Origin of the sequence: Streptacidiphilus monticola, from assembly GCF_042658505.1 — a bacterium.
Lineage (GTDB): Bacteria > Actinomycetota > Actinomycetes > Streptomycetales > Streptomycetaceae > Streptacidiphilus > Streptacidiphilus monticola.
Map to the genome: position 1 here is coordinate 1 of NZ_JBHSQJ010000105.1, position 18,233 is coordinate 18,233.

The following is an 18,233-nucleotide window of genomic DNA, read 5'->3' on the forward strand; positions in this document are numbered from 1 at the left end:
GCAGGCCGAGTCCGCCGCCGCCGAGCTGGCCGAGCGGTCCCGCCGCGAGCGCGAGGAGGCCGAGGCGGAACTGGCCCGGCTGCGCGCGGAGGCCGACGAGGCCATCGCCGCCGAGCACGCCGCCATCGCGGAGCAGCGCCGCCAGGCCGACGCCGACGCCGAGCGGATCCGCGAACAGGCCCGCGAGCAGGCGGACCAGACGCAGGCGCAGGCCGAGTCCGCCGCCGCCGAGCTGGCCGAGCGGTCCCGCCGCGAGCGCGAGGAGGCCGAGGCGGAACTGGCCCGGCTGCGCGCGGAGGCCGACGAGGCCATCGCCGCCGAGCACGCCGCCATCGCCGCCGAACGGGAGCAGGCCGCCGCCGACGCCGAGCAGGTCCGCACCGAGGCCGAGGAGCACGCCGCCGAGGTGCGCCGCTCCGTCGAGCGCGAGGCGGCCCAGGTCCGCGAGCTGGCCACCACCGAGGCGGCCCGACTGCGCTCCGAGGCCGAGCAGGTCCGTGCCGATGCCGAGCGCGAACGACAGGAGACCAGCGCCGAGTTGGCCCGGCTCAGCGCGGAGGCGGCCGCCGCCTTCGCCGACGAGCGCGCCGCCATCGCCCAGGAGCGCGCGGACGCCGAGGCCGAGGCCGCCCGCATCCGCGAGCAGGCCGAGCAGGACGCCGCCGCCCGGGTGGCCGCCGCCGAGGACGACGCGGCCGAGGTCCGCCAGTCCGTGGCCGGCATGTACGAGGCGGCCGAGCAGGCCACCGCGCAGCTGCGCGCCGACGCCGAGCACGAGGCCGCCCAGATCCGGGAGTTGGCGACGGCCGAGGCCACCCGGTTGCGCCAGGAGGCCGAGGAGCTGCGCGACCGCGCCGCCGAGGACGCCGCCCGGACTCTGGCCGAGGCGCAGGAGCTGGCCGAGTCGGTCACCAACGACGCCGAGGCGGCCGCGCTGGCCACCACCGCGGCGGCGGAGGAGCAGGCCGACGCGATGGTCTCCGCCGCCCGCGCCGAGGCCGAACGGCTCACCGCGGAGGGCGCGGCCGAGGGCCAGACGCTCGTGGAGAAGGCGCGTCAGGACGCCGACCAGATGCTGGTCGAGGCCCGCCGCGACGCCGCCTCCATCCGCGAGCGCGCGGAGGAGCTGCGCGAGCGCACCCACGCGGAGATCGAGGAGCTGCACGAGCGTGCCCGCAAGGAGTCCGCGGAGGCCATGAGGTCCGCGGGCGAGCGGGTGGACAAGCTCGTCTCGGAGGCCACCGCACAGGTGGAGTCCATGCAGGCGGAAGCGGCCGACGCCCTCGCCCAGGCGAAGGAGAAGGCCGCCGAGCTGCAGACCGAGGCGTCCGCCGAGGCCAGCAAGGTCCGCATCGCCGCCGTCAAGAAGGCGGAGGGCCTGCTGAAGGAGGCGGAGGGCCGAAAGGCCGAGGGGGAGGCCGCGTTGGAGGCGGCGCGCGCGGAGGCGGAGCAGTTGCGCAAGGCCGCGGTCACCGCGGCGGAGCGCACTCGCGAGGACGCGGTGAACGCCGCCGAGGAGGAGCTCGACCGGGCCCGTGCCGAGGCCGAGCAACTGCTGGACGAGGCGCGCGCCGAAGCACAGCGCATGGTCGACGAGGGACGCCGGGAACTCGACGAACTCATCAGCCGCCGCAAGGACATCAACACCGAGATCGCTCGGGTGCAGGACGTCCTGCAGGCGCTGGAGTCCTTCGAGGCACCGTCAGCCGGCAACGGCGGCAAGGGCGTTGCGCCGAACCAGCGCGGCAGCGGGGACAACGGGGGCAAGTCGGGCGGCGGACGCGGCAGTTCTCCTGCGGGAGTCGGCGCGGGCGCCACCCGCTCGGGTGGCAAACGCAGTGACGCATCTCCACCCGATTGAGCGGACATTTTCCACTCTCCATCGGCTTTCGGTCGATGACACTCCGAATCCGTGCCAGGATTCGCCCTATCACCTCAACCGACTCACCGGGCCTACGACAGGAACTCCACCCCCATGAGCGACACACACTCTCCGCACGGCTTCGACGTCGTGCGCCGCGGGTACGAGCGTGCTCAGGTCGACGAGCGCATCAGCAAGCTGGTCTCGGACCGGGACACGGCGCTCAACCGCATTTCCGCCCTGGAGAAGCGGATCGAGGAGCTGCACCTCGAGACGCAGACCGCCCAGGCGGCCGTGACCGATGCAGAACCCTCCTACGCCGGCCTGGGCGCGCGGGTCGAGAAGATCCTGCGCCTCGCCGAGGAGGAGGCGAAGGACCTTCGTGAGGAGGCGCGCCGCGCCGCCGAGCAGCACCGCGAGCTCGCCGAGGCCGCGGCCCAGCAGGTGCGCTCCGAGGCCGAGACCTACGCCAAGGACCGCAAGGCGAAGGCCGAGGAGGAGGGTGCGCGCATCGTCGAGAAGGCGAACAGCGACTCCGCCCAGCTGCGTGCCGAGGCCGCGAAGGACGCGCAGAACAAGCGCGAGGAGGCGGACGCCCTCTTCGAGGAGACCCGCGCCAAGGCCGCCCAGGCCGCGACGGACTTCGAGACCAACCTGGCCAAGCGCCGCGAGCAGGCCGAGCGCGACCTGGCGGCCCGTCAGGCCAAGGCCGAGAAGCGCCTCGCCGAGATCGAGCACCGCGCCGAGCAGCTCCGCCTGGAGGCCGAGAAGCTGCGCACGGACGCCGAGCGCCGCGCCCGCCAGACCGTCGAGACCGCCCAGCGCCAGGCCGAGGACATCGTCGCCGACGCGAACGCGAAGGCGGACCGGGTCCGCAGCGAGAGCGAGCGCGAGCTCGCGGCGCTGACGAACCGACGGGACAGCATCAACGCCCAGCTGACCAACGTCCGCGAGATGCTCGCCACCCTGACCGGCGCGGCCGTCGCCGCGGCGTCGCTCCCCGAGGACGACTCCCTCAGCCGCGGCGTTCCCGCCCAGCAGTCGCGCTGACGCCCCGTCAGGGGCGCCTTCGGAGGCGCGGGGAACTGCGCGAGCAGCCCACCCCCGGGAGGTCCGACCCCCTCTGCGGGACGGACCTCCCACCGTGGTGTGCTGCTCGCGCAGTTGCCCGCGCCCCTTCACGCTACGCGTGAGAAGAGGGCGCGCACCGTGTCGTTGAAGGAGTCGGGGGTCTCCAAGGACGAAAGGTGGCCCGCTCCCTGAAGGATCGTCAACTCCGCCTTGGGAAGCGCCTCCGCCATCGCCTCCGCGTCGGACACGGGGGTCAGCGTGTCCTCCGCGCCCACCACCACCGCTGCGGGGACGTCCATCCCCCGCAGCGTCTCGAACGAGTCCGGCCGCGTCGCCATCGCCCGCTGGGCCCAGGCCACCGCCTCCGGGGTGGCCTCCAGCATCATCGCCGCCACATGGGCCGTCAGCTCCGGCCGCTCCAGCGGCGTCCGCGCCCCCAGCAGCGGGGCGGGCAACTGCTCGTCCACCAGCAGGCGGACGCTCTGCCGAGCCAGCACCGCCTGGGCGATCCGCTCGCGGTTCGCGGTCTGGGCCTCGGTGTCGGCCACCGCCTTCGTGTCGGCCAGCAGCAGGCCCGCCACCCGCTCCGGGAAGGCGCGGGCGAAGGCCATCGCGACATAGCCGCCCATCGACAGCCCGCCCAGCACCGCGCGCTCGACCCCGGCCGCGTCCAGGCGTTCGGCGGCCAGCCGCGCCATCACGTCCACCGAGGGCTCCGCGTCCAGCCTGCCGTACAGGTCGACCGTCAGCGTGCGCAGTTCGGGCAGCCCGGTGACCTGCTCCTGCCACATCCGTGCGTTCAGCGGGAAGGCGTGCAGGAGCAGCAGGGGCACATGCGAATCCGTCATGCCGCCCAGCGTAGGGCGCGCCGCGAGAGCCGTGCCGGACCCGCTGACCTAGTGTGAAAAACATGATCGAGGTGAACCGGCTCACCAAGCGGTACGGCGACAAGCTGGCCGTGGACCACCTGACCTTCACGGTGCGACCGGGCATGGTCACGGGGTTCCTCGGTCCCAACGGCGCGGGCAAGTCCACCACCATGCGGATGATGCTGGACCTGGACCGGCCCACCGCCGGCTCGGTGACCATCGACGGCAGGCCCTACCGGCAGCTGCGCGAACCGTTGCGCTCCATCGGCGCGTTGCTGGAGGCGAAGTCCGTGCACCCGGGCCGGACCGCGTACAACCACCTGCTGTGGCTGGCGCAGAGCAACCGGATCCCGCGCGCACGGGTGGACGAGGTGCTCCGCCTGGTCGGTCTGCAGGACGTGGCCAGACGCCGCTCCGGCGGCTTCTCGCTGGGCATGGGCCAGCGACTCGGCATCGCGGCGGCGCTGCTTGGCGACCCGGAGATCCTGATGTTCGACGAGCCGGTCAACGGACTGGACCCGGAGGGCATCCTGTGGATCCGCACGCTGATGCAGTCGCTCGCCCGCGACGGCCGTACCGTCTTCGTCTCCTCCCATCTGATGAGCGAGATGGCACTGACCGCGGAGCACCTCATCGTGATCGGCCAGGGCCGGCTGCTGGCCGACCTGCCGATGAACGAGTTCATCGACCGCAACTCGCGCAGCTACGTCCGGCTGCGCTCCCCCCAGCCCGAGGCGCTGCTGGACGCCCTCGCCGCCGCCGGGATCACGGCCGTGGCGAGCGAGCGCGAGGAGGGCGTCTGGGAGGTGCCGGACGGCGACGCGGCGAAGATCGGCGAACTGGCGGCGGCCCGCGGCGTGGTGCTGCACGAGCTCAGTCCGCAACGGGCCTCCCTGGAGGAGGCGTTCATGCAGATGACCGCGAACGCGGTCGAGTACCACGCGGGAACGGAGATCTGACGATGGCCGGCGCGACGGCGGTGCTCACCTCCGAGTGGACGAAGGTCCGCACGGTCCGCTCGACCTATGTCACGCTCGTCCTCGCCTTCGTGGTGACGGTGGGCCTGGGTGCGGTGATCTCCGCGGTCACCGCTGCCCAGTGGAAGGACATGACGGCGCAGGAGCGGCTCAACTTCGACCCGACCTCCACCAGCTTCTCGGGCATCTTCCTGGGGCAGCTGGCCCTGCTCGTCTTCGGCGTGCTGGTCGTCGGCAACGAGTACAGCACCGGGATGATCCGGGTGTCGCTGGCCGCGGTCCCCCAGCGCGCGACGCTGCTGCTGTCCAAGACGGCCACGGTGCTGTGCTGCGTGCTGCCGGTCGCCCTGGCGACCGCCTTCGCGGCGTTCCTGCTGGGCCAGGCGCTGCTGGGCGACCACCGGACCACGCTCGGCGCGGACGGGGTGCTCAAGGCGGTCTTCGGGCTGGCGCTCTACATGACGCTGATGTCGCTGCTCTCGCTGGGCGTCGGCTTCATGCTGCGCAAACCGGTGCTCTCGCTCGGGCTGCTGATGCCCTTCTTCTTCCTGATCTCCCCGATCCTGAACGCGGTGCCCGGGGTCAAGAAGGTCGCGCGGTACTTCCCGGACCAGGCTGGCGGGCAGCTGGTGACGGTCCATCACCACACCGCGGCGCCGTACGGGTGGGGCGCGGCGCTCGGCATCGTCCTCGCGTGGACCGCGGCATGCCTGGTCGGCGGCTACCTGCTGCTGAAGCGCCGCGACGCCTGAGCCGCCCCAGCGGCGAGGGGAAGCTCAGTACTTGGGGCCCCGACCGCGCTGCAGATTGGCCGCCCGCCGCTCCCGGGCGTTCCAGCAGGCCGTGTGCCAGTGGCGGCGGTCGTCGACGCCGTGGCCGAACTCCGGCCAGGCCACCACGTGCCCCATGCCGGGCGGGATCTCCTGGTCGCACCCCGGGCAGCGGTAGCTCTTGCCGGCGTCCCCGGAGACCCGCCGTACCTGCCAGTCGTCGCCGCGGAAGCTCTCGGACCGCTGCAGGTACGAACCGCCGCCCCCCGAGCCGGAATTCGCACGGAGGTTCTTGCCGTCGCCCCCTCGGGGGCGACTGCGGCGAGGCGACATGACTCCCCCTCGGGATGCGGGATGATGGTTCCCGTCCAGCCTAGGGCACCGGGGTCGGCCCTCTACCACAAGGTCACGATCCGCACCAGGGCGCATCACGAAATGCCCCCGGTTTCAGGGACAACTTGGCTGTTCTGCTGTGCCATTGGCATAGGACATGAGTTACTCCGGTGTGAGGCGCGGGGGAGAAGTTTCCCGCGGTACCAAGGAGTTGATCCATGTCCGCCACGCAGGCCCCCGCCGGTCCTCTCCGCACTCCGGCCGGGCTTCCCCGCCTGCCGCGGTTGCCGCGGCAGACGCTGCTGCCGCGCCAGCGCGCGGAGGAGCAGTCGGAGCGGAAGCAGCAGGCGCTCGCCGTCGGAGCGTTCCTTCTCTCCGCCCAGTTCCCGGGCCAGGGCCACGCCGAGGCGCTCGACCGCACCGTGTCCACCACCGTCGCCGCCGAGCTGGCCGGGCTGGACAGCGTCTGGCTGGCGGAGCACCACTTCGTCCCCTACGGCACCTGCCCGTCGGCGACCACCCTCGCCGCCCTGCTGCTCGGGCGCACCCGGCAGATCCGGGTCGGTACGGCCGTCAGCGTGCTGCCCACGCAGCACCCGGTCGCGCTCGGCGAGCAGGCCGCGCTGCTGCACCTGACCTCCGGCGGACGGTTCACCCTGGGCGTCGGCCGCGGTGGTCCCTGGATCGACCTGGACGTCTTCGACGCGGGGCTGGAGGCCTTCGAGCACGGCTTCCCCGAGTCGCTGGACCTGCTGCTGCGCTGGCTGCGCTCCTCCCGCGTCGGCGCCGAGGGCGCCCGCTACCGCTTCCCCGAGGTCCCGGTGGTCCCCCGGGCCACCGAGACGCCGACGCCGCAGCGGTTCGCCGACACCCTGGCAGAGGGCCACGACGGACGCCGGGTCGGCGGCGGTCCGCCGGTGATCGTGGCCTGCACCTCCCTGGGCTCGGTGCGGCTGGCCGCCCAGCGCGGGCTGCCCATGCTGCTCGGCATGCACGCGGACGACGAGGAGAAGGCCGGCATGGTCGCCGCCTACCGGGCCGCCGCTCTGGAAGCAGGCCGCACCCCCGACCAGGTGGAGCGCGTCGAGGCGCAGCACGTCTCGGCCGGCGTCGCCCAGGTCGAGGACGGCTCCGCCACCGCCGCCCGACGCCGGCTGCTGCGCACGATGCCGGGCTTCTTCCAGTACGGCCTCGCCGCCCACCGCACCGTGGACGGGCGCGAGCGCCGGATGCGCGACCCGCAGGCGTACACCGAACTCCTCTGCGACCTGCATCCGGTGGGCACGGCGCGCACCTGCGCGGACCGGCTCGCCGCGACGGCCGAGCGCACCGGGATCCGGCGCTTCGCCCTGCTGGTGGAGGGCTCGGGCGATCGGGAGGCGACCCTGGAGAACGTCCGCCGGCTCGGCGGCGAGGTGCTGCCCCAGCTCTCGTGACCGCGGCTCCACCGGCCCGCCGGGCCCGCAGACGACGCCACCCTGCCGGTGGGTGCGGCTCACCAGCAGGGCGGAGGCGTGCGGAAGGTGACTTTGCGTCAGTTTCGGTGCTTACCGGCCGTGTTCGCCGGACGTGCGCGACGGCCGGCTCAGCAGTCGCGGAGCTCAGGGGACTGGTTGAGGAGCTGGGCACGGACGGAGGTGAACCGGGCGATCCGCTCCTCGGTGTTCGGCCCGGGAGCGAAGACGGCGACCCGGTGGCAGTTCTGGAACGCGAGGCGGACGCCGAAATGCCGCTCCAGCGAACCCCGGATCGCATCGCTGGCCAGGGCCCGCAGCAGCTGTCCGCGCTCGTGCTCGGAGGGCGGCGGCACCTGGTTGTCGGCAAAATCGGTGCCGTCCACCTGCTGCTGCGCCACCAGGGAACTGATCAGGTCCCAGGCGTATGGGAGGGAGGTGCGGACGCAGTCGACGAATTCCCTCTCGTCGACCTCGCCTCGTTCGGCCTTCTCCAACAGGGCCGGTGAGACGTCGAGCGACATGACTTCTCCTCTCGCGGGCCCGCGGACCGGACGGCCCGTGGGGTGGTGCGGGACGGCAGGACAGGGAAGGCCCGCGTGCTGGTGTTCGGGCCTACCCACAAGCGTCCCAGGGAAGTTGCTTTCCGGGAGCGGAATGTAGCAATCCCCTAACCGAATGTGTCGTTACTCACCGTAAGCCCGTACACACAGCGGCACCAGACCTCGCGCCCACCGCGTACGGGGTCAACGCCCCGGCGCGCCGGGGCGTTGCCCGCTCCCGGCAATCCGCACCGGATGGCCCTGGCCGGAGCATGGCAGCGACCGTCCGTCTCGTCGCGTCCGTGGCGCCGGGCCGGAGCATCTAGGGTGGAGCCCATGCGTCTCGTCATTGCCCGCTGCACGGTCGACTACGCCGGGCGGCTCACGGCCCATCTCCCCTCCGCCAAGCGGCTGCTGATCGTCAAGTCGGACGGCAGCGTCGCGGTCCACTCGGACGACCGCGCGTACAAGCCGCTCAACTGGATGTCGCCGCCGTGCGCGCTGAAGGAGGAGGACGGCAGGTGGACGGTGGAGAACAAGGCCGGCGAGAAGCTGATCATCACCCTGGAGGAGGTCCTCCTCGACGCCGAGCACGAGCTGGGCATCGACCCGGGACTCATCAAGGACGGCGTCGAGGCCCATCTGCAGGAGCTGCTCGCGGACCGCATGGAGGTGCTGGGCGAGGGCTGGAGCCTGATCCGCCGCGAGTACATGACGGCCATCGGCCCCGTGGACATCCTGTGCCGGGACGGGGAGGGGCGCACGGTGGCCATCGAGATCAAGCGGCGCGGGGAGATCGACGGCGTCGAGCAGCTGACGCGGTACCTCGAACTCCTCAACCGCGACCCGCTGTTGGCCCCGGTGCGGGGCGTGTTCGCGGCCCAGCAGATCAAGCCCCAGGCGCGGGTCCTGGCCACGGACCGCGGGATCGACTGCGTCGTCCTGGACTACGACGGCCTGCGCGGCATCGAGGACGACAAGCTCAAGCTGTTCTGACACCGTCCGGTTGCAGGCCCCGCCAGGGGCGCGAGGCTGTGGACCCGTGCGGCTCCGCCGCGTGGGCGCGAACAACGCCCCACTCGGGGAGGTCCGGTCCCAGCTACGGGACGAACCTCCCAGAGTGGTGTGTACTCGCGCAGTTCCTCGCGCCCCTGAAGGGGCTGCAACTTACTGTGAGCTGGAGGCAGTCACGGATCCGCTGGTCTGCGAAGGATCGGGACTGGGCGGCGGCGACGAGCTGGTGGCCGGCGCACTGGGAGCGGGGCTCGACGAACTCTTGGTGGGTGAACTCGTCGGCGGCTTCGACTTCGTGGGGGGCGGTGTCACCGGGCGGGATGTCACCGGCTGCGTGGCTGACGGGAAGCCCGCCGTGGGTGTGGACGCCGGGGCGGAGGTCGAGGAGCCCGTGCCCGCACCGCCGGCGGCACCGGCCGAGGACGCCGTCGCCGGGCCCGATGCCGACGGCGACGCGGAGGCCGAACCGGACGCGGACGCGGACGCGCTCGCCGTGGCCGTCGCCGAGACGGACGCGCTCGCGTCCGCCGGCGGGGTGCCGGTGTCGTCGGAGACCGACGACGGCGTGCTCGACGGGTTGACGTCACCGTCGTGCGCGGGGCTCCCGAAAGCGGAGACACCGAAGGCCACCGCCCCGCCCAGCGCGCCCATCAGGGCCACGCCCGCCACCGCCGTGGTGATCTGACGCCGCGTCGCCTTCTCCGTCGGGCGGCGGGCCAGCAGGCGCAGCGGGGACCGGGACGCGGCCGGCAGCGCGGCCGGCACCGGGGCTGCCTGCGAGGCCGCCGCCAAGGCCAGGACCGCCCGGCCGTTGGCCGTGCCCCGGGCGTCCCCGAGGGCCGCGCGCAGGGCGATGGACGCCTCCAGCTCCGCCCGGGCCCGGTCGCCGTTGCCGCAGGCGAGCAGCAGGACGCCCAGCTCGTGGTGGAACGCCGCCTCCTCGGCCACCAGTTGGGCCTCCCGGGCGGACTCCAGACCGAACCGCAGGGCCCGCTCCCAGGCGCCCCAGTGCAGGGCGAGCGCGAAGGAGGGCGCCGCTGCCTTGGCCAGCCTGACCACGTCCGTGTGGCGGCCCGCCTCCTGGTCGGTGCGCAGCACCGCCAGCAGCACCTCGGCCTCGTCGGCGATCTGACGCTCGGTCACCGACCCGTGGCCGGTCCACCAGGCGAAGTGCTCGGCCGCCCCGGGGATGCCGACCGCCGGGGCGACGGGCGGGCCGACGAGCCGGTGGTGGGCGCCGGCCGGAACCGCCAGTCCAGCCTCGACCAGCTCCTCCAGTGCCGCCTCCGCATGGCCCACGTCGATCAGCGCGGGCAGGTGCGGCGGGGCCGGGCACTCGCCGCCCAGGGCGACCGCCGCGCCGAGCACCGTGCGGGCCGGCTCGGTCAGGCCGCGGGCGATGCGTTCCGCCGGGGCCGCGCTCTCGGCCACCGAAGGCAGCGGCACCGGGTCCTCGTCCGGCTCGGCGAGGCCGTTGGCCAAGGCGTCGATGGCGAGTTCACGGTGCCGCAGCAGTGCGGCGGCCTGGACGAAGCGCAGCGGCAGGCCCTCCGACTCGAACCACAGGTCCACCGCCCAGGCCCGCTCGGACTCGTCCAGCGAGCGGCCGGCGAGCCGGGAGACCAGGGCCAGGCTGCCGGCCCGGCTCAGACCCTCCAGCCGCAGCTCGACCACCTCGGCCGAGGGGGCGGGCAGGTCCGGGGTCACCGCGAGCAGGAAGGCGCAGCCGGGGGCGGCCGCCAGCAGCTCGTCGAGCTGGTCGCCGCCGAACTCCAGGTCGTCGACGACCACCTGGAGCCGCAGCGGCCGCAGCAGCTCGCGCAGGCGGGCCGGGTCGGGCCGGTAGGGGCTGTCGGTCCGGTGGGTGGCGGCGAAGAGCTCCTGGAGCAGCTCGCCCGGGCCGCGCCGGTGTCCGCTGAGCCGGACCGCGTCCGGCGCGGCGGCCACCCCGAGGACGGCGCTGCGTCCGCTGCCGTGCGGGCCGACCAGCCGCACGGAGCGGCCCTGCTGCAGCAACTCCCGCGCGCGGGCGCACACTTCCTCGCGCTCGAGCAGCGTCGCGCCGCTGCTGCGGCGTCCGTCGTCGGGCCGTTCGAGCGGCCGCGGCTGCGGTTCCCGCTCGGCCGGGATCGGCTGGGCGGTGGTGCCGTGCGGGGCGTTGACCGCGAGGAGCAGGCGGCCGGCCACGACCTCGCCGGTGCGTCCCCGGTCCGTGCTCTCGGCCGTGGGCTCGGGCACGGCAGGCACGGGGGCGTGGTTGCCGCGTATCGCGGGGAGGTTGTTCATGGTCCTCTTCCAGGGCCCGGCCGTGGGCGCGCAGGGCGCAGTGCTGGGTCATTCTCCGTTACGGGAGTGACTCACGGGTAGAAAGGACCGCAATCTTTCACAGGACCGTTATTCGACGGCCACCGCGGGCGTCGGCTGGGCACTGGGCGCGTAGCTCTCGATGGCGAGGATGCGGTGCAGCCGGGTGGCCACCAGCAGCCGCTGCAGCTGGATCGGGACGCCTCGCAGCACCAGCCGGCGCCCGCTGCGGCCGGCCCGGCGGTGGGTGCCCATGATGACGCCGAGCCCCGTGGCGTCCCAGGAGGTGAGCCCGCCCAGGTCGAGCACCAGGTCCCCCTCGCCCGCGTCCACCGCGCGGTGCAGCACGGAACGGGCGTCCGCCGCCGAGCGCACATCGAGGCAGCCGTCGATGGCGAGGTGGGCGTGATCACCCCTGATCCGCATGCTGTTCTCCCCAAGTCGGACATGAGGCCCGCCAGGCGGCAGACGAAAAGAATGCTTTCCTCATCTGACGCGGCAGCCTGTGCTCAAGTTGCTGGCCACGGCCGAATCGACAGCCGAATTCACCCGTCCGGGTGAGCAACTACGGTCCCACACCGAACATCTGACGGAGCGTCTGCTACGCGTCCCCGTCCCGACCCGTGTCCCTCACACCGGGGCCCGGGAGACCGGCCCCGACAGCGGCAAAGGTGCAGATGTCCACGGTGGTGTCCTCTTCTCGTCGCACGCGGGATCGCCGCGTTGCTGCGCCCGCGCCGAATCTATCGTCCAGCGGGCCCAAAAGGCTGCCCCGCGCCACGGTGATAGCGCTCACGTCGCGTACCGGGGACGTGTGAGGAGGAACCACACCGCCGCCCCGGCAGTGACCTCGGCCACACCCAAGTCGTCGTCGGCCGCCGGGAACAGACGATCCTTCAGCGAGCGGCCGCCCCCGTCACCTGGCGTCGGTCTCCCGGCGGATGTCCGCGCCGAGGGCGGTCAGCTGCTGCTCGAAACCGGCGTAGCCGCGGTCGATGTGATGGATCTCGTCGACCGTCGTGTAGCCGTCGGCGACCAGGCCCGCCAGCACCAGGCCGGCGCCCGCACGCACGTCCGAGGCCTGGACGGGAGCGCCGGAGAGACGTTCCTTCCCGCGCACCACGGCGTGGTGGCCGTCCGTCCGCACGTCCGCCCCCAGGCGGGCCAGCTCCTGCAGGAAGACGAAGCGGGCCTCGAAGATGTTCTCCGTGATCATCGCCGTCCCCTCCGCCATCGCGTTCATCGCGGCGAACTGGGGCTGCAGGTCGGTCGCGAAGCCCGGGTACGGCAGGGTGACCACGTCCACCGCCCGCGGCCGACGGTCCATCACCACCCGGAAGCCGTCCGGCTCCACGGTTACCAGGGCGCCCGCGGCGGACAGCTTGTCCAGCGCGATCCGCAGATGCTCCGCGCGGGCGTGGCGGACCAGGACGTCGCCCTGCGTCATCGCCGCGGCGACACCGAAGGTCCCGGCCACGATGCGGTCGGGCAGCGTCTCGTAGGCGACCGGGGAGAGCGAGTCGACGCCCTGCACCTCGATGGTCGACGAGCCGGCCCCGCCGATCTTCGCGCCCATGGACTCCAGCATCTGGCACAGGTCGACGATCTCCGGCTCGCGCGCCGCGTTGTCGATGACGCTGCTGCCCTCGGCGAGGACGGCGGCCATCAGGATGTTCTCGGTCGCGCCCACGGACGGGAAGTCGAGTTCGATCTGAGCACCCGTCAGCCCCCGCGGGGCGGTGGCGACGAGGAAGCCGTGCTCGGTGGTGATCTCGGCGCCGAGCCGGGTGAGCCCGTCGATGTGCATGTCCAGACCGCGCGAGCCGATGGCGTCACCGCCGGGCCGGGCCACCCGGACGGTGCCGCAGCGGGCCAGCAGCGGGCCCAGCACGGCGATGGAGGCGCGGAAGCGGCGGACCAGGTCGTAGTCGGCCTCGTGCCCGGGCTCGGCGGGGACGTCGACGACCGCGGTGCCAATGTGCTCGTCCGGGAGCGCGGACCACCGGAGGTCGACCGTGCAGCCCATCCGCCGCAGCAGTTCCGCCATGATCTCGACGTCGAGGATGCGGGGCAGGTTGCCGATCTCGAAGCGCCCCTCGGCGAGCAGCACCGCCGCCATGAGTTTCAGCGCGCTGTTCTTCGCACCCGGCACACGCACCTGACCGGCAAGCCGTGCACCGCCGCCCACCCGGAACCGTTCGCTCATGGTTGAGCATCGTACGTGGCACCGGAGCGCGCTCTCCCCCATCCGCCCAGCCACAGGGGCACCAGGAGCACGCCTGCGGCGATGCCGGTGACGGCGACCGCCCAGTCCAGGCTCGTCATGACCAGCGCGGCGACGGCGCAGCCGAGGACGGCGAAGCTCGCCACCAGCCCGACGCGCCAGGCGACCCGCGGCCGGGCGAAGCGCCCCACTTCGTACAGGAGCACGGCGAACAGCAGCGCGACCGCCAACAGCCGCCCCAGGAAGGCGTTCTCGACGAGGGCGGCGGCGCCGAGCAGGACGGACGCCCCGGGCCGGGCGTGTCGGGAGAAGACCAGCGCGGCGCTGACGAGCAGGGCGGGAAGGGCGATCGGCCACGCGAGCCAGCCGGGGTACCAGCCGAGCCCCAACTGCACCGCGCCGAGCACCAGACCGGCTCCGGCGATCGCGGCATCCGCCGCCCATCCACGCACGGATCCCATATCAGCACAGAACGGCCGGGCAACCCCCCAGGGGCGCGAGGACACTGCGCGAGCAACACACCATCCACGGAGGTTCGTCCCTGACGGCAGGCCGGACCTCTGTGCGTGGTGTGTTGCTCGCGGTGGGGGCACCTCCCGCCGAGGGCCCCCGGCCGAAGGCTGGGGGAGGGTGGGGGACCCTCGCGCCCCTGACGGGCCTGCGACCCCCTAGCGGTTCTCGCCGGGGACCCAGAGGACGTCGCCGACGGACTTGTTCGCCGTGCGGGCCAGGATGAACAGCAGGTCCGAGAGCCGGTTCAGGTACTTCGCCGTCAGCGGGTTGACGCTCTCGCCGTACTCCTCGATCGCCGCCCACGTGCTCCGCTCCGCGCGGCGCACGACCGTGCAGGCGACGTGGAGGTACGCCGCCCCCGGCGTCCCCCCGGGCAGGATGAAGGACCGGAGCTTCTCCAGGGTCTCGTTGAACCGGTCGCAGTCCGCCTCCAACCGGTCCACGTAGGACTCCAGCACCCGCAGCGGCGGGTACTTCGGGTCCTCCACGACCGGCGTGGCCAGGTCCGCGCCCACGTCGAAGAGGTCGTTCTGAACCCGCGTCAGCACCTCCACCACGTCCGGCTCAAGGCCCCCGCAGGCGATGGCGACGCCGATCGCCGCGTTCGCCTCGTTGGCGTCCGCGTACGCGGCCAGCCGCGGGTCCGTCTTCCGGGTACGGCTCATGTCGCCCAGCGCGGTGGTGCCGTCGTCGCCGGTGCGGGTGTAGATGCGGGTGAGGTTGACCATGGCCGCAGCCTAGAAGAGCCCCCGCCCCCGGTCGAGCGGCAGGCAGTGAGGCTCAGGCCACGTCGGGCTCAGGCCAGGTCGTGGGCTCAGGCAACGTCGGGGCTCAGGCAACGTCGGGGGCTCAGGCCACGTTGACCCGCTGGCCGGGCGGCGCGGCCTCCAGCCAGGCCAGAAAGCCCGTCAGGGCGTCCTCGCTCATGGCGAGTTCGAGGGGCTTGCCGTCGTGCAGGCAGACCAGCACCACCGCGCCGGAGAGGAGCGCCAGCTCCTCCTGACCCTCGGGGCTGCGTCGCTCGACGACCTCGATCAGGGAGCGTTCCAGCACCCGGCGCGGACGCGGCGAGTAGGAGAAGACGCGGAACCACTCCACCGCGTCGTGGTTGTAGCGGGCGATCCCGAAGATCCAGCCCTTGCCCTTGGCCCGGGTCGCGCGGGCCTGGCCGGGCTCCCCCGGGTGGAGCCGGGCGGAGCAGTCGAAGGTGCCGCCCGGGCGCTGGATCAAGCGCCGCCGGACGGCGAAGGCGCCGAGGCCGGCCAGGCCGACCGCCAGCACCGCGATGACGACGACCACCGCGAGTACCATGCCCGGCTCCCTCCTCGACGGCCCGTCCCTGAGCCGCGCGTCTGGCTATGCAGCAGTCCCGGGGTGACGTTTCACCCCGGGACTGCGTGGTTCTCGGTCCGCCTCAGCGGCCGGTCGCGGCGATCAGCCGGACCTCCGCGCGGCGGGCCGCCGCTGCCTCGGACTCGGCCTTGGCCGACGCCAGGGCGCGCTCGGCACGCTCGACGTCGATCTCGTCGGCCAGCTCCGCGACCTCGGCGAGGATCGACAGCTTGTTGTCCGCGAAGGACAGGAAGCCGCCGTGCACCGCGGCGACCACCGTGGTGCCGTCCGCCTGACGGATCGTCACCGGCTGGGTCTCCATGGTGCCCAGGATCGGGGTGTGCCCCGGCTGGATGCCGATGTCACCGCCACCGGTACGGGCAAGGACGATCGCGGCCTCGCCCGACCAGACCTTGCGGTCGGCCGCGACCAGCTCGACGTGCAGCTCAGCCACTGTGGGGCTCCTCGGTCAGTTCGCCCCCACCGCAACACGGAAACGGTGGAGGTTCGGAAAAGAATAACGGGTGGAGAAGGGGCGGTCCCAACGGCCCCGCGGGGACCGCCCCTTTCCAGTCGAACTACTACTTGTTGAGCAGCTCGTGGGCGTTGCGCTCGAGGTCGTCGATGCCACCGCACATGAAGAACGCCTGCTCGGGCACGTGGTCGTACTTGCCGTCCGCGATCGCGTTGAACGCGTCGATCGTCTCGGACAGCGGGACGGTCGAACCCTCGACACCGGTGAACTGCTTGGCCACGTAGGTGTTCTGGGAGAGGAAGCGCTCGATGCGGCGGGCCCGCTGCACCGTGATCTTGTCCTCTTCCGAGAGCTCGTCCATACCGAGGATGGCGATGATGTCCTGGAGGTCCTTGTACTTCTGCAGGATCCCCTTGACACGGACGGCCGTGTCGTAGTGGTTCGCGGAGATGTAGCGCGGGTCCAGGATCCGGGACGTGGAGTCCAGCGGGTCCACGGCCGGGTAGATGCCCTTCTCCGAGATCGGACGGGAGAGAACCGTCGTCGCGTCGAGGTGGGCGAAGGTGGTGGCCGGGGCCGGGTCGGTCAGGTCGTCGGCGGGGACGTAGATCGCCTGCATCGAGGTGATCGAGTGACCGCGGGTCGAGGTGATGCGCTCCTGCAGGAGGCCCATCTCGTCGGCCAGGTTCGGCTGGTAGCCCACCGCGGAGGGCATGCGGCCGAGCAGGGTCGACACCTCGGAACCGGCCTGGGTGAACCGGAAGATGTTGTCGATGAAGAGGAGCACGTCCTGCTGCTGCACATCGCGGAAGTACTCCGCCATGGTCAGCGCCGACAGGGCGACGCGGAGACGGGTGCCCGGGGGCTCGTCCATCTGGCCGAAGACCAGCGCGGTCTTGTCCAGAACGCCGGAGTCGATCATCTCGTGGATGAGGTCGTTGCCCTCACGGGTGCGCTCGCCGACGCCGGCGAACACCGACACACCACCGAAGTTCTCGGCGACGCGGTAGATCATCTCCTGGATCAGCACGGTCTTGCCGACACCGGCACCACCGAACAGACCGATCTTGCCACCCTGCACGTACGGGGTGAGCAGGTCGATGACCTTGATGCCGGTCTCGAACATCTCGGTCTTGGACTCGAGCTGGTCGAAGTTGGGCGCCTTGCGGTGGATCGGCCAGCGCTCGGTGACCTGGGCGTTGAACTCGGCCCGGTCGACGTTGAGGACCTCGCCGAGGGCGTTGAAGACCTTGCCCTTGGTGATGTCGCCGACCGGCACCGAGATCGCGGCACCGGTGTCGGTGACCGCGGCACCGCGGGTCAGACCGTCGGTGGGCTGCATCGAGATCGTCTTGACGACGCCCTCGCCCAGGTGCTGCGCGACCTCGAGGGTCAGCGTCTTCTTGCCGGTGCCGTCCGGCGCGTCGACCTCGACGTGCAGCGCGTTGAACAGGTCCGGCATGGCGTCGACGGGGAACTCCACGTCGACGACCGGGCCGATGACCCGCGCGACGCGGCCCGTCGCCGTGGCCGTCTCTACAGTGGCAGTCATGTGTCAGTCACTCCCCGCGTTCGCGTCGGCCAGAGCGCTAGCGCCACCGACGATCTCGCTGATTTCCTGGGTGATCTCGGCCTGACGGGCCGAGTTGGCAAGCCGCGAAAGCGACTTGATGAGCTCTCCGGCGTTGTCGGTCGCGCTCTTCATCGCGCGGCGGCGGGCGGCGTGCTCGGAGGCGGCCGACTGCAGCAGCGCGTTGTAGATGCGGGACTCCACGTACCGGGGAAGCAGTGCGTCCAGCACGGCCTCCGCGGAGGGCTCGAAGTCGTAGAGCGGGAAGGGTCCCTGCTCCTTGGCGTTGGCCTCGGTCTCCTCCAGGCTCAGCGGAAGCAGGCGCGCCTCCACCGGGTTCTGGGTGAGCATCGAGACGAACTCGGTGTACACGATGTGGAGCTCGTCCACACCACCGTCCGCCGTCTCCGTCACGAAGGCGTCGATCAGCGCCGCCGCCGCGTCCTTGGCGTCCTGGTAGGTGGGACGGTCGGTGAAACCGACCCACGAACCCTTGAACTCCCGGTTGCGGAAGCCGTAGTAGGCCACGCCCTTACGGCCGACGATGTACGTGTCGACCGTCTTGCCCTCGGACTCCAGCTTGGCGGTCAGCCGCTCCGCCGCCTTGATGGCGTTGGAGGAGTAACCGCCGGCCAGGCCGCGGTCCGCCGTGATCAGCAGCACGGCGGCACGCGTGGCGTGTTCCGGCTCCTGCGTCAGCGGGTGCTTGGCGTTGGACCGCGTCGCGACAGCGGTCACCGCTCGGGTGAGCTCCGTCGCGTACGGGGAGGAGGCGGCCACCGCGCGCTGCGCCTTCATGATGCGCGACGCGGAGATCATCTCCATCGCCTTGGTGATCTTCTTCGTCGCGGTGACAGAGCGGATCCGGCGCTTGTAGACCCGAAGCTGTGCTCCCATGGGTCGTTACCGTCCTTTCCGGCTCAG

At 72.3% G+C, this 18,233-nt stretch carries 17 protein-coding genes and 1 pseudogene; 6 read left to right on the forward strand and 12 right to left on the reverse strand.

Annotation, left to right across the window (positions count from 1 at the left end; genetic code table 11):
* Together ACFP3V_RS23845 and ACFP3V_RS23850 are read left to right on the forward strand one after the other, a co-directional pair.
* A pseudogene (locus ACFP3V_RS23845) lies at window positions 1–1,861 on the forward strand (hypothetical protein); the annotation flags it as partial.
* A 114-nt stretch (window positions 1,862–1,975) separates the two neighbouring features.
* Entirely contained in the window at window positions 1,976–2,911 is a 936-nt protein-coding gene (locus ACFP3V_RS23850) for a coiled-coil domain-containing protein (protein ID WP_380587051.1), read from the forward strand.
* A 128-nt stretch (window positions 2,912–3,039) separates the two neighbouring features.
* Here ACFP3V_RS23850 and ACFP3V_RS23855 read toward each other — a convergent pair whose 3' ends face one another.
* On the reverse strand, window positions 3,040–3,780 hold the full coding sequence (locus ACFP3V_RS23855) for an alpha/beta fold hydrolase (RefSeq protein ID WP_380587054.1): 741 nt from the start codon (window positions 3,778–3,780) through the stop codon (window positions 3,040–3,042).
* 62 nt (window positions 3,781–3,842) lie between these two features.
* Between ACFP3V_RS23855 and ACFP3V_RS23860 the strand changes: the two genes are divergently transcribed.
* Window positions 3,843–4,760: an ABC transporter ATP-binding protein gene (locus ACFP3V_RS23860; RefSeq protein ID WP_380587057.1), complete on the forward strand. Its 918-nt coding sequence runs from the start codon at window positions 3,843–3,845 to the stop codon at window positions 4,758–4,760.
* A gap of 2 nt (window positions 4,761–4,762) precedes the next feature.
* Window positions 4,763–5,530, forward strand: coding sequence for an ABC transporter permease (locus ACFP3V_RS23865; protein ID WP_380587059.1), 768 nt, complete (start codon window positions 4,763–4,765; stop codon window positions 5,528–5,530).
* Window positions 5,531–5,554: 24 nt separating this feature from the next.
* Here ACFP3V_RS23865 and ACFP3V_RS23870 read toward each other — a convergent pair whose 3' ends face one another.
* Entirely contained in the window at window positions 5,555–5,881 is a 327-nt protein-coding gene (locus ACFP3V_RS23870; protein WP_380587062.1) for an ATP/GTP-binding protein, read from the reverse strand.
* Window positions 5,882–6,099: 218 nt separating this feature from the next.
* Between ACFP3V_RS23870 and ACFP3V_RS23875 the strand changes: the two genes are divergently transcribed.
* Entirely contained in the window at window positions 6,100–7,317 is a 1,218-nt protein-coding gene (locus ACFP3V_RS23875) for an LLM class flavin-dependent oxidoreductase (RefSeq protein ID WP_380587064.1), read from the forward strand.
* 149 nt (window positions 7,318–7,466) lie between these two features.
* Here ACFP3V_RS23875 and ACFP3V_RS23880 read toward each other — a convergent pair whose 3' ends face one another.
* Window positions 7,467–7,859, reverse strand: a complete 393-nt coding sequence (locus ACFP3V_RS23880; protein ID WP_380587067.1) for an SCO5389 family protein — start codon at window positions 7,857–7,859, stop codon at window positions 7,467–7,469.
* Window positions 7,860–8,213: 354 nt separating this feature from the next.
* Here ACFP3V_RS23880 and nucS point away from each other — a divergent pair, with 354 nt between their 5' ends.
* On the forward strand, window positions 8,214–8,873 hold the full coding sequence (gene nucS / locus ACFP3V_RS23885; protein ID WP_380587069.1) for an endonuclease NucS: 660 nt from the start codon (window positions 8,214–8,216) through the stop codon (window positions 8,871–8,873).
* A 171-nt stretch (window positions 8,874–9,044) separates the two neighbouring features.
* Here the strand turns inward: nucS and ACFP3V_RS23890 are convergent, their stop codons facing one another.
* The 9 genes from ACFP3V_RS23890 to ACFP3V_RS23930 form a co-directional block, all read right to left on the reverse strand.
* Entirely contained in the window at window positions 9,045–11,177 is a 2,133-nt protein-coding gene (locus ACFP3V_RS23890; RefSeq protein WP_380587071.1) for an ATP-binding protein, read from the reverse strand.
* Between the two features lie 108 nt (window positions 11,178–11,285).
* A complete protein-coding gene (locus ACFP3V_RS23895) occupies window positions 11,286–11,621 on the reverse strand; it encodes an STAS domain-containing protein (protein WP_380587074.1) in 336 nt (111 codons plus the stop codon).
* 490 nt (window positions 11,622–12,111) lie between these two features.
* Window positions 12,112–13,401 (reverse strand): UDP-N-acetylglucosamine 1-carboxyvinyltransferase, encoded by a 1,290-nt coding sequence (gene murA / locus ACFP3V_RS23900; protein ID WP_380587077.1) that lies wholly within the window; start codon window positions 13,399–13,401, stop codon window positions 12,112–12,114.
* The gene (locus ACFP3V_RS23905) at window positions 13,398–13,871 is read right to left on the reverse strand and encodes a hypothetical protein (protein WP_380587079.1); all 474 of its coding nucleotides are present in this window, start codon (window positions 13,869–13,871) and stop codon (window positions 13,398–13,400) included. The genes murA and ACFP3V_RS23905 overlap by 4 nt, the downstream gene beginning before the upstream one ends.
* A gap of 216 nt (window positions 13,872–14,087) precedes the next feature.
* On the reverse strand, window positions 14,088–14,660 hold the full coding sequence (locus tag ACFP3V_RS23910) for a cob(I)yrinic acid a,c-diamide adenosyltransferase (RefSeq protein WP_380587082.1): 573 nt from the start codon (window positions 14,658–14,660) through the stop codon (window positions 14,088–14,090).
* A gap of 121 nt (window positions 14,661–14,781) precedes the next feature.
* The gene (locus tag ACFP3V_RS23915; protein WP_380587085.1) at window positions 14,782–15,243 is read right to left on the reverse strand and encodes a DUF2550 domain-containing protein; all 462 of its coding nucleotides are present in this window, start codon (window positions 15,241–15,243) and stop codon (window positions 14,782–14,784) included.
* 103 nt (window positions 15,244–15,346) lie between these two features.
* A complete protein-coding gene (locus ACFP3V_RS23920; RefSeq protein ID WP_380587088.1) occupies window positions 15,347–15,718 on the reverse strand; it encodes a F0F1 ATP synthase subunit epsilon in 372 nt (123 codons plus the stop codon).
* Between the two features lie 127 nt (window positions 15,719–15,845).
* Window positions 15,846–17,291 carry a F0F1 ATP synthase subunit beta gene (gene atpD / locus ACFP3V_RS23925; protein WP_380587091.1) on the reverse strand — a complete coding sequence of 482 codons (1,446 nt, stop codon included), beginning with the start codon at window positions 17,289–17,291 and terminating at the stop codon, window positions 15,846–15,848.
* A 3-nt stretch (window positions 17,292–17,294) separates the two neighbouring features.
* The gene (locus ACFP3V_RS23930) at window positions 17,295–18,206 is read right to left on the reverse strand and encodes a F0F1 ATP synthase subunit gamma (RefSeq protein WP_380587093.1); all 912 of its coding nucleotides are present in this window, start codon (window positions 18,204–18,206) and stop codon (window positions 17,295–17,297) included.
* Window positions 18,207–18,233: the final 27 nt, after the last annotated feature.

Coding starts and splice junctions, on each gene's coding strand:
- ACFP3V_RS23870 (WP_380587062.1), bottom strand. CDS start 5,881: ATGTCGCCTCGCCGCAGTCGCCCCCGAGGGGGCGACGGCAAGAACCTC.
- ACFP3V_RS23930 (WP_380587093.1), bottom strand. CDS start 18,206: ATGGGAGCACAGCTTCGGGTCTACAAGCGCCGGATCCGCTCTGTCACC.
- ACFP3V_RS23855 (WP_380587054.1), bottom strand. CDS start 3,780: ATGACGGATTCGCATGTGCCCCTGCTGCTCCTGCACGCCTTCCCGCTG.
- ACFP3V_RS23850 (WP_380587051.1), top strand. CDS start 1,976: ATGAGCGACACACACTCTCCGCACGGCTTCGACGTCGTGCGCCGCGGG.
- ACFP3V_RS23910 (WP_380587082.1), bottom strand. CDS start 14,660: ATGGTCAACCTCACCCGCATCTACACCCGCACCGGCGACGACGGCACC.
- nucS (WP_380587069.1), top strand. CDS start 8,214: ATGCGTCTCGTCATTGCCCGCTGCACGGTCGACTACGCCGGGCGGCTC.
- ACFP3V_RS23875 (WP_380587064.1), top strand. CDS start 6,100: ATGTCCGCCACGCAGGCCCCCGCCGGTCCTCTCCGCACTCCGGCCGGG.
- ACFP3V_RS23865 (WP_380587059.1), top strand. CDS start 4,763: ATGGCCGGCGCGACGGCGGTGCTCACCTCCGAGTGGACGAAGGTCCGC.
- ACFP3V_RS23890 (WP_380587071.1), bottom strand. CDS start 11,177: ATGAACAACCTCCCCGCGATACGCGGCAACCACGCCCCCGTGCCTGCC.
- ACFP3V_RS23915 (WP_380587085.1), bottom strand. CDS start 15,243: ATGGTACTCGCGGTGGTCGTCGTCATCGCGGTGCTGGCGGTCGGCCTG.
- ACFP3V_RS23895 (WP_380587074.1), bottom strand. CDS start 11,621: ATGCGGATCAGGGGTGATCACGCCCACCTCGCCATCGACGGCTGCCTC.
- ACFP3V_RS23880 (WP_380587067.1), bottom strand. CDS start 7,859: ATGTCGCTCGACGTCTCACCGGCCCTGTTGGAGAAGGCCGAACGAGGC.
- atpD (WP_380587091.1), bottom strand. CDS start 17,291: ATGACTGCCACTGTAGAGACGGCCACGGCGACGGGCCGCGTCGCGCGG.
- ACFP3V_RS23860 (WP_380587057.1), top strand. CDS start 3,843: ATGATCGAGGTGAACCGGCTCACCAAGCGGTACGGCGACAAGCTGGCC.
- murA (WP_380587077.1), bottom strand. CDS start 13,401: ATGAGCGAACGGTTCCGGGTGGGCGGCGGTGCACGGCTTGCCGGTCAG.